The sequence below is a fragment of the Paenibacillus sp. ALJ109b genome (genome assembly GCF_010747435.1).
In the GTDB taxonomy this organism is placed as follows: Bacteria; Bacillota; Bacilli; order Paenibacillales; family Paenibacillaceae; genus Paenibacillus; species Paenibacillus taichungensis.
Map to the genome: position 1 here is coordinate 58546 of NZ_JAAIFP010000031.1, position 16340 is coordinate 74885.

At 47.9% G+C, this 16340-nt stretch carries 18 protein-coding genes and 1 tRNA gene; 3 read left to right on the plus strand and 16 right to left on the minus strand.

The window, feature by feature from the left end; translation table 11 throughout:
* Window positions 1-89: 89 nt before the first annotated feature.
* Window positions 90-884 (minus strand): class I SAM-dependent methyltransferase, encoded by a 795-nt coding sequence (locus G3352_RS26320; protein WP_240343229.1) that lies wholly within the window; start codon window positions 882-884, stop codon window positions 90-92.
* A 289-nt stretch (window positions 885-1173) separates the two neighbouring features.
* Window positions 1174-1247: transfer RNA gene (locus G3352_RS26325), tRNA-Arg, on the minus strand.
* 280 nt (window positions 1248-1527) lie between these two features.
* Between G3352_RS26325 and G3352_RS26330 the strand changes: the two genes are divergently transcribed.
* Entirely contained in the window at window positions 1528-1821 is a 294-nt protein-coding gene (locus tag G3352_RS26330; protein WP_053783120.1) for a magnetosome magnetite crystal formation protein family, read from the plus strand.
* 72 nt (window positions 1822-1893) lie between these two features.
* On the opposite strand, the gene G3352_RS31515 is transcribed toward G3352_RS26330, so the two are convergent.
* The 3 genes from G3352_RS31515 to G3352_RS26340 all read right to left on the minus strand — a co-directional run bounded on the left by G3352_RS31515 (window position 1894) and on the right by G3352_RS26340 (window position 2795).
* The gene (locus G3352_RS31515; RefSeq protein ID WP_256984583.1) at window positions 1894-2022 is read right to left on the minus strand and encodes a hypothetical protein; all 129 of its coding nucleotides are present in this window, start codon (window positions 2020-2022) and stop codon (window positions 1894-1896) included.
* A gap of 91 nt (window positions 2023-2113) precedes the next feature.
* Window positions 2114-2470, minus strand: coding sequence for a hypothetical protein (locus G3352_RS26335; protein WP_053783121.1), 357 nt, complete (start codon window positions 2468-2470; stop codon window positions 2114-2116).
* Window positions 2471-2495: 25 nt separating this feature from the next.
* A complete protein-coding gene (locus G3352_RS26340) occupies window positions 2496-2795 on the minus strand; it encodes a hypothetical protein (protein ID WP_063566707.1) in 300 nt (99 codons plus the stop codon).
* A 194-nt stretch (window positions 2796-2989) separates the two neighbouring features.
* Between G3352_RS26340 and asnB the strand changes: the two genes are divergently transcribed.
* Window positions 2990-4834 carry an asparagine synthase (glutamine-hydrolyzing) gene (gene asnB, locus G3352_RS26345; protein ID WP_064635806.1) on the plus strand — a complete coding sequence of 615 codons (1845 nt, stop codon included), beginning with the start codon at window positions 2990-2992 and terminating at the stop codon, window positions 4832-4834.
* A gap of 172 nt (window positions 4835-5006) precedes the next feature.
* Here the strand turns inward: asnB and G3352_RS26350 are convergent, their stop codons facing one another.
* The 8 genes from G3352_RS26350 to G3352_RS26385 form a co-directional block, all read right to left on the minus strand.
* Window positions 5007-5870 (minus strand): STM4011 family radical SAM protein, encoded by an 864-nt coding sequence (locus G3352_RS26350; protein WP_163761115.1) that lies wholly within the window; start codon window positions 5868-5870, stop codon window positions 5007-5009.
* Window positions 5867-7264 carry an STM4012 family radical SAM protein gene (locus tag G3352_RS26355; protein ID WP_163761116.1) on the minus strand — a complete coding sequence of 466 codons (1398 nt, stop codon included), beginning with the start codon at window positions 7262-7264 and terminating at the stop codon, window positions 5867-5869. Before G3352_RS26355 ends, G3352_RS26350 begins: the two co-directional genes overlap by 4 nt.
* 53 nt (window positions 7265-7317) lie before the next feature.
* Complete coding sequence (locus G3352_RS26360) at window positions 7318-8103, minus strand: STM4013/SEN3800 family hydrolase (protein ID WP_163761117.1); 786 nt, start codon at window positions 8101-8103, stop codon at window positions 7318-7320.
* Window positions 8096-9448: an STM4014 family protein gene (locus tag G3352_RS26365; protein ID WP_240343230.1), complete on the minus strand. Its 1353-nt coding sequence runs from the start codon at window positions 9446-9448 to the stop codon at window positions 8096-8098. Before G3352_RS26365 ends, G3352_RS26360 begins: the two co-directional genes overlap by 8 nt.
* Window positions 9449-9460: 12 nt before the next feature.
* Entirely contained in the window at window positions 9461-10303 is an 843-nt protein-coding gene (locus G3352_RS26370; protein ID WP_163761118.1) for an STM4015 family protein, read from the minus strand.
* Between the two features lie 368 nt (window positions 10304-10671).
* Window positions 10672-11295: an XTP/dITP diphosphatase gene (locus tag G3352_RS26375; protein ID WP_163761119.1), complete on the minus strand. Its 624-nt coding sequence runs from the start codon at window positions 11293-11295 to the stop codon at window positions 10672-10674.
* Between the two features lies 1 nt (window position 11296).
* Window positions 11297-12055, minus strand: coding sequence for a ribonuclease PH (gene rph / locus G3352_RS26380; protein WP_053783129.1), 759 nt, complete (start codon window positions 12053-12055; stop codon window positions 11297-11299).
* A 146-nt stretch (window positions 12056-12201) separates the two neighbouring features.
* Window positions 12202-13257: a GerMN domain-containing protein gene (locus tag G3352_RS26385; RefSeq protein ID WP_163761120.1), complete on the minus strand. Its 1056-nt coding sequence runs from the start codon at window positions 13255-13257 to the stop codon at window positions 12202-12204.
* Window positions 13258-13471: 214 nt separating this feature from the next.
* On the opposite strand from G3352_RS26385, the gene G3352_RS26390 reads away from it, so the two are divergent.
* On the plus strand, window positions 13472-14038 hold the full coding sequence (locus G3352_RS26390) for a phosphatidylglycerophosphatase A family protein (RefSeq protein WP_076290808.1): 567 nt from the start codon (window positions 13472-13474) through the stop codon (window positions 14036-14038).
* 130 nt (window positions 14039-14168) lie between these two features.
* Here G3352_RS26390 and G3352_RS26395 read toward each other — a convergent pair whose 3' ends face one another.
* The 3 genes from G3352_RS26395 to G3352_RS26405 are packed head-to-tail and all read right to left on the minus strand — an operon-like array spanning window position 14169 to window position 16291.
* Window positions 14169-14822 (minus strand): ferric reductase-like transmembrane domain-containing protein, encoded by a 654-nt coding sequence (locus G3352_RS26395; protein WP_163761121.1) that lies wholly within the window; start codon window positions 14820-14822, stop codon window positions 14169-14171.
* A gap of 33 nt (window positions 14823-14855) precedes the next feature.
* Window positions 14856-15899, minus strand: a complete 1044-nt coding sequence (locus G3352_RS26400) for an FAD:protein FMN transferase (RefSeq protein ID WP_163761122.1) — start codon at window positions 15897-15899, stop codon at window positions 14856-14858.
* The gene (locus G3352_RS26405; protein WP_163761123.1) at window positions 15896-16291 is read right to left on the minus strand and encodes a hypothetical protein; all 396 of its coding nucleotides are present in this window, start codon (window positions 16289-16291) and stop codon (window positions 15896-15898) included. The genes G3352_RS26400 and G3352_RS26405 overlap by 4 nt, the downstream gene beginning before the upstream one ends.
* Window positions 16292-16340: the final 49 nt, after the last annotated feature.

The following is a 16340-nucleotide window of genomic DNA, read 5'->3' on the forward strand; positions in this document are numbered from 1 at the left end:
CCGAAAGAGATTCCCAGCCTATATGTGATCGATGGATTCATGAAAAATATTTTATTAATTCATTTAACAGTGACACATCTTTTGCTTATTTAACTTCCCGGCTTCACTGCTTCAATTCGAAGACGCTTATAATCGGCATAGATTGCATCTTCTTTCCAGAGCTTCGGCACAACGATTTGGCTAGTTTCACGACAGATCTTCTGAATTTGCTCCTGACTCAAACCTTCAAAATAGTCCCCTCCAAAATGAGCCAACCAGCCCTCTATACCCTGTTCACCATCCGCCAATCTGGTAGGACGGTCATAGTGATAGGCCTGTCGCACCAAAAATCCACATTGTTCGAGAATGTTGCTATATTGCCCGATCGTCGGGAAATACCAAGGGTTTCGCTCTGATCCACGAATGCCAGTGTGTCGTTCAAACACTTCTTCTAATGCATCTACAATGATCTGTACATTGCCTTTGCCACCGAACTCCACCACAAAACGTCCTCCAGGCTCCAAAGACTTCCATACACTATCCACTACAAGTCGAGGACTTCGCATCCAATGCAGAGCTGCATTGGAAAAGACGGCATCATAGAGCTTGTTCGTCGCAAACTGATGTCCGTCACCCTCCATGAACTCGATATCTGGAAACTTCTCTTTTGCACGGCGAATCATGTCCGGTGATGCATCCATGCCAACTACCTCAGCCTGCGCTACAGAGATTTCGTACGTCAAATCCCCCGTTCCACATCCCAAGTCAAGGATATACTCCCCTTTTTGAGGTTGAAGCCATGAGATTAAACTTTTACCGTAACCAGAAACAAAGCCAAGTTTGTTGTCATACTCATCCGCTTGCCATTGATTAATCGATTGCATGGATACCACCATCGCTTTCATGATTGATATCTTCATTGTGTCACAAGATGGTTTATTATTTAAATATATAAATTCTATTTCATTGATAGTTTACACCTATAAACAATACCAACCTCGGACGAACCTTCTGGATTCTCATCCCTTGTACGCAAAAAGCTTCCCGAAGGAAGCTTTTTCTTACGTCCCAGGAGGGATACTCTCCTTGCAGTCGAGACTGCGAAGTATTCCTTCCGAAGCTTATGCTCCGACGAACCTTTGGGGCTCTCATCCCCTGTACGCAAAAAAGCTTCCCGAAGGAAGCTTTTTCTAACGTCCCAGGAGGGATTCGAACCCCCGACCGACGGCTTAGAAGGCCGTTGCTCTATCCTGCTGAGCTACTGAGACAAATATGTATAATAAAAATACCGCGCGATTTCTATTATACTCTGATTTCTATATTTTTCAATAGTTTTATAAAAAAATTAATAATTGCATCATTCCACATGACTTGAACGTATTATTTTCATACTCAACACAGGTACAGAATATGAATGCTTTAAGCAGGCAATATTGAGGATATTATGCTCAGTGCATTTAAAATGGCAGACATATTCATGATGAGACTTGCTGGGTAATCATTTGCATACATACATTCTACTGAACCAAATAAAGGAGAGAAACCGCTATGAGACAACTTTTATCAGCATTATCCTATTTTAGTATTTTCTTCGCACCGTTCTTGTTTCCCATCATCATTTGGATTGTAGCCAAAGACAACTATATTGAAGGACATGCGAAACGAGCCTTATTCTCGCATATATTCCCGTTTCTTGCGGCAATACCGCTACTTTATTTCTTCGTTACCGCCCACAGTCTGGGTTCCGCTGTCGGATTTGTAATACTCTTCTTTGTTATTTATGCATTAAGTTTTGTGTACAATATCGTCAAAGGTATTCAAGTGCTGCGTGAATATGCCTAACCACAAGCTCCATAACCAAATTAACATTCAAAAACCCGCCTTTCGAAAGAAGGGCGGGTTTCTGCATTCCGGTTACTTGTTTCCCTGACGCCACGGATTTTTCTGGGCAGGACGCTTGCTGTTAATGGCGAGCACTTCCTCGGCAAACTCGGTATGATGCGCATAAAGGTTCCCTTTGTTTTTCTTGAACTTGGAAGCCATTGCTATCACCTCCCCGGAACTTGTATATAGTATGGCTCCGGGTAATTTTGCTTATCCTTTGCAGCTATCGGTATTTGTTGGAACGACCACCTTAACCTTGCCCCACCAAATAGCGTTGAAGTGTCGGTCCCAGTAATCCAAAAGCAAGTAACTCACTCTGAAACCGGGCTTTATCTTCCCCTGCTGCAATGCCTTCACTGTTCTCAAACGCCGTTTCCGTGGCATCTTCAAACGCTGTATGCATGTTGTTATTGTACCAATCCAGGACTGCATCCGAATGATTGCGTACAATTCGAACGACTTCAAGCGAATTCCCTGGCTGGGTAGCCGCAACGTATACAAGTAAAGACGGATCACCCGTATTTCCAGGCTGTACTTCAACTTCTGCACAAGATAATCCATCCACTTCGGTTAATCTGCGTATTTTGGCATCCTGAATAGCATACATTTGTTATCTCGCTCCTTTGTCCATTTCATGTACTTTGTTCGATCTGGTATCGGGTCTCTGGTGTTCCTAGGCGATAAATCTCCCGATACACCTGCTGTAACACAGCTTCATATGCACGGTTTACAGACTCCTCCGGCGTATCCGGCCAAGGGAATACCATTCCTGGAAAGGCCTCTTCCTCTTTTTCCTGCATCAGATTAAGCAGTCCCAGTAATTGTTCCGCCTCCTGAGGCGTCGCCTGGATCACCCATTCATACGACGTTACGTGCGGATCCGGAATAACGGAGCGCCCCATGACAGATACATAATAGGTCATACTGTCCATTTGCAAGTTCTCTCCTTCACAGGCATGTTGATGCCGTTGTCCCTAGAACTAGTTTCCGAAGAGGACAGACATTTTATGCCTGCTTTCGGCATATATTTGTTACGACTTCTGACGAAAAAGACAACATTTGCTGGCTGTTAGCAACTAAGCAGCCATACGGATGAATGACTCGACTAAGAAAGGATGAACAAACCATGTGCGGTATAACCGGCTTCATACAGTGGAATCGGGATTTGACCCAGGAATCAGAGCTGCTGGTTCGGATGACGGACAGCTTGTCGAACCGGGGGCCCGACGCTTCAGGTACATGGATCTCCAATCCTTGTGCATTCGGACATCGGCGTCTCAGCGTTATGGACCCGGAGAACGGGGCACAGCCCATGCATGCGTTACAGGGAGACACCTCCTATACCGTCGTGTATAACGGAGAACTATACAATGCACCCGAGTTGAAAAAGGAATTGCTCCAGCGCGGACACCATTTCCGCACACAATGTGATACGGAAGTGCTGCTCGCCTCTTATATTGAGTGGGGACCGGCCTGCGTTGACCGGTTTAACGGAATTTTTGCTTTTGCCATATGGGATGGCGGACGCGAACAGGTTTTTATCGCCCGTGATCGGCTGGGCGTCAAACCCCTGTTCTACAGTCATGCAAAGGATGCACTCGTATTTGGCTCAGAACCCAAAGCACTGCTCATCCATCCGGATGTTGAAGCTGCGGTAGGCCCTGAAGGTTTGGCAGAAGTATTTATTGTCGGTCCTGCCCGGACACCTGGACACGGCGTATACTCCTCCCTTAACGAACTTAAACCTGCGCATGCGCTTATCTACAACCGAAACGGGATTAAAACCTATGCTTACTGGAAGCTGGAAAGTCAGAATCACGAACATAATTTGGAAGAGACAGCTGCCGAAGTACGCAGACTGTTGCAGGATACATTAGAACGCCAATTGGCTTCGGACGTTCCGGTCTGCTCCCTTTTGTCGGGTGGATTGGACTCAAGTGCTCTATCTGCGTTAGCGGTGGATTATTATAACCGTACAGGTCAAGGCCAGGTCAGCACGTATTCTGTCGACTATGTGGATAATGCAAAGCATTTTCAGGCCCATTCCTTCCAACCTGGAGCAGATGGTCCCTGGATTAAGCGTATGGTAGATGAACTGAAGACAGATCATCACTGGATTGAGATTGAAAACGGAGAACTGGTTCATGCCCTGACCCAAGCGATGCTTGTGCGTGATTTGCCGGGTATGGCAGATGTAGATTCCTCTCTCTATCTGTTCTGTAAGGAAATCAAAAAAGGAGCCACCGTTGCCATTTCAGGCGAAGCAGCGGATGAAGTATTTGGTGGTTATCCTTGGTTCCATCGGGAAGAAATGCTGAACTCCGGTACATTCCCATGGTCTGTAGCGCCTGATATGCGAGCAGGATTGTTATCCCCGGACATTCGGGAATGGATCAGGCCTCTGGACTACCTCGCGGACCGCTACTCGGATGCTGTGGCTGAAGTGCCTTTACTCGATGGGGAGACCGGTAAGGCAGCCCAAATGCGAGTAATGTCCTATCTGAACATCACCCGGTTCATGCCTACACTACTGGATCGGAAAGATCGGATGAGTATGGGGGCTGGGCTTGAGGTTCGGGTACCTTACTGTGATCACCGTTTGATTCAATATGTGTTTAACGTGCCTTGGGACATGAAAATGACAGGCGGACGGGAAAAAGGCATTCTGCGTAAAGCGCTGGAAGGTGTACTGCCTGACGATGTGTTGTACCGGAAAAAGAGTCCTTATCCGAAAACACATAACCCTCAGTATCTTGCTGCCGTTAAACAGCAGGTGCTTGATATTCTGGATGACGCAAGCTCACCGATCTTGCCATTAATCGACAAAGCCCAAATTCGCAAATTGGCCTCCTCACCGGATGCTTCATCAAACCTGCCTTGGTTTGGACAGTTAATGTCGGGTCCACAGTTGTTTGCTTATCTGACACAGATCAACTCGTGGTTGCGTACGTACAAAGTGGCCATTCGATAAATAATGTATCTTTTCATTCGTAAAAGGGGTGCCGATGAGCAGCATAATAGCTGTTCATCGGGCACCCCTTTATCATACTCAAATTAACTATGGCTACACGTTATCCCACTTTAAATTGACCAAGAGGCTACTGCAATTCTTCCGTAGCATCTTCCTACTTGCTGACCTCTATCTATCGATTAATTAGAACCGGATTACGTTCAAGCAACCCATTGCCGAAAATATCCCTGAACGGTGAATTCTCCATATGAATATAACCGATATAACAGCCACACTTCTTCATGCCACACGGCCGATCCGCTGCCAAAGCCTCCAAACCATCGCGGTATAAATGCCCAATAATCCGACGATCCTTGTAGCACTTTTTTACATGCCCTGACCCTTGTACATAAAATACCTCCGAACCAGCGGAACAGCGCTTGCCCAGACTCTCATAATCCCGCAGGTTCCCTTCAAACAGTGGATCAATGGATCGTAAAAAGTCGACCTCTTCCACGCTGTAATATTTGGGTCGATCTTTAAATGCATTGATCCACATATACACGTCATCGGGTAAAGTCTGCCTCATCGATTCAATAGCAGGGAATGCACTGCGCAATCCAACTGTCCCCACACTAAAAGCAAGTCCCATCTCACGTAAAGTCAAACATTGTTTGACGAAGGAAGACTCCTTCGTCTCACGTGGGTGATAGGTCGCCCAGAAAGCCGCTTTATCTCGGTTCAATTCACGGGCCCAGTCCAGTTTGACAGATAGGTTGGTTTGAACTGCAATTTTGTCAACGTGTGGCATATGGGATAGTTCAATCATTGCTTCCCGATACCAACGTCTTACCAGAGCTTCTCCATACGGGTTAAAGAAAATCGAAAATTGATGACCAGCACTCTCCTGATCTCTCACCCAATTCACAAATTGACGCAGTTGTTGTTCATCCACTTCCAACGTCTCCTTGGAATCTACCGTTTTGCTAAACGGACAATATGGACAGTCGTAATTACAGGACGACAGCTTCCCCCGATAATACAAGGTTGCTCTCATGAGAACACAAACCCTTCCATTTGTTCACGAACCTCAGCGGAGATGAGCCAATCTCCAATAGCATCCGAGTAGCCCAATCCCTCTTCTGTCAGACGCAGCACCTGGTTACCCTTATCGTCCTGCTCAAGCTCAGCCATGCCCTCAGACAACAGTTCACTCAACCATCCGTAGTCAGACAGGACTTCCGTTCCGAATCGCTCATCATAATCCGACAGCGCCAAACCTTCCCGATGCAGCAGGGCTTTCAGAATAAAGCGGCGCTTCTGCTCCTCCCGGCTGAGTACAATGCCGTAATCGGCCACATCATAACCCTCGGTTGCCACATAATCGGCGATGATGCTCTGTGTAGCCTTATAACTAACACCATATTTGGAAGCATAGTGTACTTCACTGGTATAAGAGCGTGCGCCACAACCCAGACCAACCATGCCCTCCTCCTGACAGCTGTAGGGTAGAAGCTCTTTGCTTCCAGAAGATGATTGTTCTTTGGCAAATCTGCGCATGGAATACTGGACATAGCCCCTGCTTTTTAAAGTCTCACGCGCAGCCTTGTACAGCTCCATCCGAATATCCGGTCCCTGACGCTGAATATCATCTGGTTTCACAATGGTATTCTCGCGGGTGTAGAGTGGGTAAATGAAAATCTCACCCGGTTCATATGAAAGGACACGTTCCAGCGAGTACAGCCATGATTCCACCGTTTGTCCCGGCAGACCATAGATCAGATCTAGATTCAACAGAGGAAATTCATACCGTGTAAGCTTCTCAAGCGCGCGTTCCACTTCCTGTGGTTTTTGCGGACGGTAAATGGCTGAGGCTTCGGCTTCGATAAAACTTTGGATGCCCATACTTACCCGGTCCACACTTCGCTCCTTCAGGATCGCCAATTTGGCTTCCGTCACGGTATCCGGTGACGTTTCTACCGAGATCGAAGCTTGCGTCGGATCGAGCCCCATCACCTGTTCCGCAATATCAAACAAGCGGTTCAACTGAATTTCATTTAATAATGTGGGTGTCCCACCACCGATGGCAAACCTCGAATAGGGTCTGCGTGATGTGAGTGGTGCCCACTGTTTGGCTTGCCGTTCCAGCGCATCCACATAACGCACATGGGTGTCATCACGACGATCCGGTAACGTGAATAGGTTGCAGAATCCGCAACGAGCGGCACAAAACGGAATGTGCATATATAAAAAATACGTATCGGTATTCTCACGTTCCCACAATGGACCGAGCGGTAAAGGCGGGTTCAACTCCCGATATGCGGTCTTATGGGGATACGAATATAAATAAGAGCGATAGGGTGAAGCAAGTACTTCTCTGAGACCTGTAGTTGTGTTGGATCCGGACTGTGCGGAATGACCTGCTGTCGTATGTTGAGATTGATCGTCCATCGGTTTCCTCCCTGTATCCGGTGTGTAGTTGTTGATGATATGAATCATTAGTTCTATAAAATAAATTCACGGTAAGGCACATTCCAGACAACATCATGCGCCAACCTGTGCCCCTGATAGCCCTCCTCACCATACGCCGTGCCATGATCGGAAAAAGCTAAACAAAACGTAGGCCTTGAACGCTGCCTCATTGCATCAAACAATGGCCCAAGGGCCTCGTCCACATACCGAAGCGCTGCACGCTGTGTTTCTACCGAGTCCTCTCTTGCACCCTCCACAAAATAGCGATTGGGCCCATGGATGGCAGACACATTCAGGAACAAAAACAACTTCTCATCTGGTGCGCTTTGCTCTAGCAGCTTCAAGGCATGCTGAACCTGATGCTCAGTCGATTTGGGGTTGGTTACCCCAAAATTCATCCGCCAGTAACTCTGTTGAAAATAACCTGGCAGCACTTTGGCGAGCGGATTTTTCTTGGTAAAGAAAATGACCCCACCTATACAAATCGTACGATATCCTTCAGCTGCAAAACCGGATACGATATCCGGTGTGTCGAACAGCCACGTATGCGGATGCGTCTTTAATCCGGTATTCCGGGAATGAAAAAGTCGTACGTGGGATGCTTTGTTTGTATTAGCAGGTGTAGGCATGAAGCCACCAAAAAAAGCATGATGTGCCGCATATGTAAAACTTCCCGGAGTATGACGCTTCTCCCAAGGACCCGTACCGCACAGGTTGGGGCAATTCGGTTCCTCCAGCTTGGCTACGTCATACCTTAACGTGTCCAGTGTAATCATTAATAGATCATGGGAGCCTACGATGGTGTTCATATCAGTCATAGTTGTAAGGCTCCTTTCGCAAAAGTTCCATTTCCCATTCATAGGTTCCAAGTCCGTTATGCTGCACTCTGTACAACAAATCTCCGAACGGATTCACATCCAAAATATAGGCACGCGGCTCAGTATCTCCACTGAGCATCACATCAATCCCGGCAGACCATGAGTATGGGAAGGCAGCCATTGCTGCTTTCGCTGCCGTCTTTACTCCATTCATCTGCTGTTCATCCAGCCCTGCTTCTTCGGGAAGCAACCGCTCATTGCGCAAATGCAGATTGGTGATTGGTGTCTGACTAAGTCGTACGATGGCATGACCTGCTTGTCCACCTGCCACAAGCTGGCGAATATCAAATACACTTGAACCCAGGGACGCTTTTGCCATCCAACGTTCAATCTGGGCCCCCTCAGCACACAGCCAATCCATGAGCGCAGAAATCTCTGAAGTATGTGTGTACCTGCGCAACCGGCCTTCATTATAAAAAATGATCCTTCCCTGAACCCGTTCCATTCCCACAGTGGTTATAGCGATTTCGGCACCCGTTCGCGGATTAATTTGATAGGCAACAACGCCTGAAGCACCGGAGCCACACGCAAGCTTCACGAAAACGCGATTCATACCGGCTGTTGTCATCGCTGTACGCAGGTCCGCATAATTGCGGATCGGCTCCGAAGATTGGAGCGTTGGGGGAACGTGAACGCCATGGGCAGATAGATGCTGCTGGCATTTCCTTTTATCAAACATAATCGCAATTTCATCGGGATCATTCATGAATCGGGCATTAGGCCAATATTTCCGGGCTTCATGACGAACTCGTTCCAAACAGGCCTTCCAGCCACGAAACCATTGGCTAGGCGCGTAGATCCGCCCCCACTCCTGTTCAAGAGTAAGTGTCTGTGCTGCCGGAATTATTCCCGCAGAAGGGCCATCGATTAACGGAGATACATCATTTACAGCTCCAAGAAAGAGCAGCTCACGCTCTACATCCCATTCCTCACCAGGGGCATCTATTCGAATAAGAGGTACGTTACTCACTCCGTCTACTGAATCATGATTCGCATATAACATCGATGCTGGTGAAGATATCCACGGCTCTCCCTGCATGTGCGTAGTCCCTCGCCCTTCCAGACATTGCTGTACGGCATCCGCCATCGTTCCGCCCCGTCTCCAAGTCTTTAGTAAATGGGCATAAGGCAGCACAAATGCAGGTTGTAAGCCAATACGCTGTCTTGCCTCCTGTAATCCAAGGGTACGGCGATTATTCGGGTTTCCAATTAACAATAACGGCTGCTCCAGAGTCATATCCGAATCCTTAACTGGGCTTTGCAAATTTTCTTCCATTTCCGTCATGCCTGACATCATTTATTCCGTTAACGACGGGTAACGCCAGTCATCTTCATCACTCTGTTGTTGCTCACTAACATCTACAGATATACCGGAACGTTTCCAGCGAATAAGCATTTCGTCTGTCATATAGTGGTAACTGAGATTGAGATGTTTCAGTTTTTTGATCTTGTCACTGGCAAGAAGCGCCTCAGACCCTTCATCAGACAACGTGCCCTCTGACAGATCCAGGATTTCAAGTTGATCCAGAATTGGCGCCTCAGCTGCAGCTTTCGCAATCCCATCCTGAATTTCACTGTCTTTCAGACCCAGGTATACGAGCTTTGGAAATAAACCCTGTTCCAAAAGTGGAAGTACATCTTGAAGTGAACCATCGAATCCATAATCTTCCACGCCCAGATACAGCTCAAGCTTACGCAATTCAGGCAACTTAGCCCGGGCAATTGAAGCTAACACACTTTTGGGAAGACCACCGCAAATAATGATTAATTCTTCAAGTTTGGCATGTTCGATGGGTTCCAGAATTAGTCCGCTGCTGCCCTTCACAGTGAATGACTTCAATTCTGGGAAATCAACCAATAGTGGTGTGAGATCCGTCTGAATAATCCATGATACTTCGCATTCTTCAAAGCCCATATCTCCGATGAACAGTTTCTTCAAAGAAGGAAAGCTTGGAGCCAGCTCGATGAGCGTGCCCATAAATTCATCCGGCGAATTTTCATAGGCCTGCCCCCAGTCTCCAATAATCAGACTCTCCAGCGAACCAGCCTCCGGTTTGGCAGCCAGTTCCCTAATCAGCGTTTCCATACGAATACCGTTCTCATAATCATCATAAGACACCGTAAGCTTCACTTCTTGCATAAGCAAATCCCCTCCGTTTGAGTTCATTGATGATTCGTTAACTTGAATGTTAACCCATGCGGTACAAGACTTGCAACTTCTTCCAACCCCGGTCCTAATGCGCTGCTCAAACGTGAAATCTCCGCATTTTTTATATAGGTATAAGAACATACGTTCTGATATCTTCACTGAAAAAAGCGGGATTTATTTTGGGTCCCACGTACTGGCTTTATTAACATCGGCTCCACTCCATAAAAATAAAAAAACGTTAATGGTCGGTGAAGCATTCCACAGGAATGACTCTTACCTTCCACTAACGCTTTGATATTTAAGCAAGGCAATAATTCACCTTATACATTCATAATCATATGAGCCGATTCGTTTGAATCTCAGCCTTTCAGGCTGGATACGAGCGCTCTCAGGGCATTCCCGCGGTGACTGATCGCCTGCTTTTGCTCCAGCGTAAGCTCAGCCATCGTCATCTCGTATTCAGGTACGTAGAAAAGTGGGTCGTATCCAAAACCGCCACCACCAGCTGCCTCAGCTGTGATCCAGCCTTCAGCCGTACCTTCCGCTTCATACTTGTGTCCGGTTGCGGGATCATACAGCACCAATGCACAGACAAAACTTGCTGGACTCAAAAGCGGTTGCTCCGTATCCTCACCGGATTTGAGCGATTCCAGCGCCTCAAGTAGTTTGGCATTGTTCTTCGCATCGGTTGCACCCTCGCCTGCATATCTCGCAGAATACACTCCCGGGTCACCATCCAGCAGATCCACGCACAATCCCGAATCGTCAGCCAGGACAGGCAGACCAAGAGCATCGCCCACCGCTTTGGCTTTCTTCCAGGCATTCTCTGCAAAGGTTACGCCATCCTCAACGACATCCGGCAGCTCCGGATAGTCGAACATGCTTTTGACCTCTTTGCCCAGTGGAGCGAATGCATGAGCGAATTCACGTACTTTCCCCGCATTTCGGGTTGCGACAATGATAATTGGGCTATCCAGACTCATGTTAGGCTTCTCCTAATCCACGAGCACCGATCTTGAGTGCAATGGGACCGAGAACTTCTTTTTGACGCTCAATCATCTCCAGAATACCCTGCTCACCCAGCTCCAGCATCGCGTTCAGCTCACGACGGTCAAATGGTGCTTCTTCACCTGTTCCCTGAAGCTCCACATATTTCCCGCCGCCTGTCATCACGAGGTTCATGTCTACCTTGGCTTTGGAATCTTCATCATAGTTCAGATCCAGCACAGGCTGTTCTCCAACTACACCCACACTAACCGCTGCAATGAAATCCGTAATCGGGAATACTTGCAATTTATGCTGTTGGGCAATTTTGTTCACCGCGAGCGCCAGAGCTACAAACGAACCAGTAATGGACGTTGTGCGTGTACCGCCGTCGGCTTGAATTACATCACAGTCCAGTGTAATCGTACGCTCGCCAAGAGCCTGCAAGTTAACGACCGAGCGCAGTGCCCGGCCAATCAGACGCTGAATTTCCATGGTGCGTCCAGTCAATTTGCCGCGGTTCGCTTCACGCTGATTACGGGTATGTGTTGCACGTGGCAGCATGGAGTATTCAGCCGTTACCCAGCCTTTACCCTGCCCTTTCATAAAGGGAGGAACACGTTCCTCCACCGTAGCTGTACAAATAACCTTGGTATCTCCCACTTCAATCAGTACAGAACCTTCGGCGTATTTATTCGTGTTAATTGTTAAATTCATCGGGCGCAGCTGGTCGCTGGTTCGTCCGTTAGATCTCATCATTTCTGCCTCCTACGACTTAAGCATCCTGTAATGTCGAGCTTGTTCACACTTTTACTAATCCCTTCTATTTTACCAAAGAGTTCACTTAAAAGCATCCTGTCCACCAAAGAGTTCTGTCAACCGTACATCAGACCGCTCTTTGTGACTTAAATTGGAATTTCATTGATATATTCAGGCTTCGATACTGGGGTACTGTAATCCCGGTTATCATCACTCATGACTGTCTTTTGCCCATTCCATTCGATCTGGACTTTAGCTTCCTTGCCAGCTGTGTTCTCGGCCGTAGTCAATACGACGGATTGCAGCAGTTCACTTGGCACGACATCTCCCTCAGTGAACATATCGTCTTTGAGTGCAACCGTTACGGTTCCATCCTCAGACGTTTTGACCGATTGCAGCTGCGTTCCGCCTGTCATAACCTCTTCCAGCTCCCCGCCTTTGGCTGGTCCCTTGATCAGTTCATTCAGCGCCGCCTGCACCCGGTCTACACCAGGTGTCACTAGACGTGTAACCGGGACATAATATTGAATGCCTGCTGGCGAAGCGGCTGAGAAATAAACCGTTACCGGGCTGCTGTTAGTCGTGAATGTATCACCCAAATCGAGATTGATACCCACCGCCCGATTCAGCGGTTCCGGTAGTGGCGTGCTGTTTACTGGCATTTGCGTTAACTTTTTGCCGTCTACCCAGATCTGTACGTTCTGCACATCTGGTGTACCCGTGAGTGTCCAGGTGACTGCCTCCAGCATTTTGCGCTCGTTCTTGGCATCATACTTGGCAAAATTGCCGGAGAACTCCACGACTGCCAGTTTATCATCCGAATGAATCGTTACGTTCTGAACAACGGTACCCTGCGGGAGAACGCCCTGAAATCCTTCAGGCAACATCCCTGCATATGGACCACCCGTCACAAGTGTATCCAGGGCTGTTTTTGGACTGCTGACGTCCGTGCCCGACGGGAGTGTCATGGATACCGGAGCCAGCAAACCTTGTTGGTCCTGGAGGTATACGGTTGTAAGTGTCAGCTTGGCAAGTGATCCATTGCCTTCAGCCGCCTGAATCATGGCCGCTTCCTGAATCGGCGGCGGTGGATCAATAGCCTCGGTGGACTGTGCCCCAAACATGCCACATCCAGATAACACCACAGGAATACTCAACAGCGCAGCTGCAGAAGCTGTACGTAAATAACGGATCTTACTCATGATCACGTTCCCCCTCATCATTTTTACAGTTTGTACTACCATGTATACGAGCCTTTGTCCAAAAAATAACTACTTTTTAAACAAGCTCATCATGCATAAAGCTGAAAACAGGCCTTCCATCCCCGTCGAAGGATAGCAAAGAAACCCAAAACGGTTAATAACGTATTAGGATACAAGTGTAGGGACATTGCTAACTTCAGAGGAGGAATCGCCCATGGAACATCCGGAGCAAGAAAAAATCCCTTACAGCCTGAATAGCCGTAAAGTGGCAGAGGCAACGAGGGAATGGCTGCACAAGCGGGGCGTTACGATCCCTGAGATCGCAGAATTGGTCATGATGCTGCAGAAAAAGTATTACCCAGGTCTTACGATGGAAGAATGTATCGACAATGTGGAGAAAGTATTACGCAAACGTGAGGTGCAGAACGCAGTCCTGACAGGCATTCAACTGGACTTACTGGCAGAGCAAGGCAAACTCATTTCTCCTTTGCAGGAGATGATTGAAAATGATGAAGGATTATATGGCGTGGATGAGATTCTCGCATTCTCCATCGTCAACGTATACGGCAGTATCGGATTTACGAACTACGGTTATGTAGACAAGCTAAAACCCGGTGTGCTTGAACGTTTGAACGACAAGAGCCTTGGGCCTGTGCATACGTTTCTGGATGATATCGTGGGGGCTATCGCCTCGGCGGCCAGCAGTCGGATTGCGCATCGCAAACAATCGGAGCTTGAAGAAGCTCTGGGTGAGAAACCTGTCAGCGATGATATCGTATAATTTGCATGTGTAACAGGAGTTGGAAATGAACGAACCAAGTAAATTCAACATTCAGACTTATTCTGATCATGACAAAAAGGCGGCCACCAGGCCGCTTCTTTTGTGTTGATTCACTTATTTTTGTAATACGCTATTTCAGATGCTCCTGTCTTCCCGCTCCCGCCAAACGATACACCTCAGCCCATTTCTGTTCCGCTGCTGGCTTAGACTGTACACGACTGGGTCCAATTGTAATTTCCGGGCCTTTGCGTTCTCGCAGCATGCCACGAAGTACCGTAATACCAATTATACTCAAGCCAGTAAACACGTACATCAGACGCAAAATCACATTGCCTGAATCAGAACCGGTAACCATGCCATGAAACAGTAAACCGATGAATACGGGATAAGACAACATATGGAACATAAACCACCATTTGCGGCCAAGCTTGTTACGCAAATCACTGGATAGCAGTACGATCACCAAACCATAAAAGGATAACGTGCCCAGTCCGCTGCCGATCGGATGTACTGAAGCCGTAAACGGAATAAGCAGTTCACTCCAGGTGAATGGACTATAGTGATCAATATATAGGGTTAACGCATGCACAAGTCCAAGTCCAAAGGCGAGCCAGGTCGTTCGGGTATGCCATTTAAACATGGCCGCTTTAGGTTTGCCTTTAGCCATGGGCATCCCTTGGGCAATCCCCAGAAATACCCCCGCAAAGAGCAGCAAATAAGCGGCGATCCCACTAATTCGAATGATATTCCACGTCGGCAGGTAATCTACAATCCATTGCGCCATAACCGGCTCCCCCATATCTGATAGACTTGTCGTTTATATAAGACTGAAGCGGTGATCCGGATCGAAACCAGGCCAGCGTTCAGCGAGCGTATCGGTATTTCCTCTAAAATAAGTGCTCCCATCCCGGGTCATCCACAGGACGTCATGACGATCGTAATGACGGTTTAACCAACCTACTGCATCGGCACTTCCCAAAATACAGACGGTCTTGGCAATAATCTCACATTGCGAGGCATGCTGGCCCAGAACCGTACACTGCAGCGCATCCGTATCTGCTGGCTCCATCGTCCGGGGATCAATTAAGTGATGTGAAAGGCTTCCGTCCGTATTCTGCCACTGTCTTCGTCCCACTCCTGAAGTGGAAATTGCACCTTTCCTCAATTGAATATTCCCTATTAGATTTCGCTCCTCCTGGTAAGGATCGGTGACTTGTACGGACCACATCGGATGAAGTGTTGTCCCCCATGCCTGAATGTCTCCACCTGCATTAATTAATCCTGCCGAAATATGAAGTGTACGTTGCAGCCAATCGGCGATACGCTCAACGGCCCAACCCTTAACAATGCCCCCAAGGTCCAGCTCAGTCCCAGGGTCCTTGTGAACCATTCGGCTGCCTTCCCTTTGAATCCAACGTGGGCGGCTATAGTCATATTCGTCTCTCAGCATATCTGTTGTATCCGATGGTCTGATGTCCAATCTGCGTTCGGTTCCAAATTGCTGAAGCTCTCTTTGTTGCAGCTGCTCGAAGCTGACATCGTAACCCGAAGCCCGCAGAGCCTGAGAGATACCTGGCTGAAAAATCCCTTCCGTCTGTCCAATATAACCGTATGCCAAACTTAACACTTCATCCATTGCTGCGGAAATCGGCATCCATCCTGTGCAACAATTCAGACGATTCAATTCACTGTCTTCCACAAATCGGCTGAAACGCTGTTCCTGCGCTTCGAACCAATTCTTCACCAAAGCTGCCGCATGCTCAGCTTCTTCCCGTCCTGCGGCCAACTGAACTTCCACGTCCGTGTTCATCGCCCGGAAGCGGAACTTAAGAAGACGGGAGACTTGCTCCGTGCGACTCATGATGCACCCGTGCGTGACTGATAATTACCACGGCTATATCCGGAGTCTGTATCCTGATTGCTATTCTGATCTGTTATCCAGCTGCCCGACGACCTGCCTTGATTCGAACCGATGGCAGTGCTTCCATCAGTCGTTCCCTCATCCAGGCTATAGCCCTCATTGGACGATGCATCAGAATTGCTATCTGTGTTGTTCGTCCATTCGTCCATGACATCATCCTGAGCATCTATCTGGGTAGAAGCCGTATTGCTTATATCAGTACCATTAGCCGCCGCATAAGCGACATCAAAGGCATCAGAAGTTCTTACATATTGAAAGAGTGCAGCCACGGTCAACGTTGCTGCCGCTGAGGCTTGCCATTTTCTCCATTGATTTCGTTTTTTCCTAGTCATCGCTCTTCCCTGCTTTCTCTGGCGAAGTTCATGCATTTATCATAGAAGT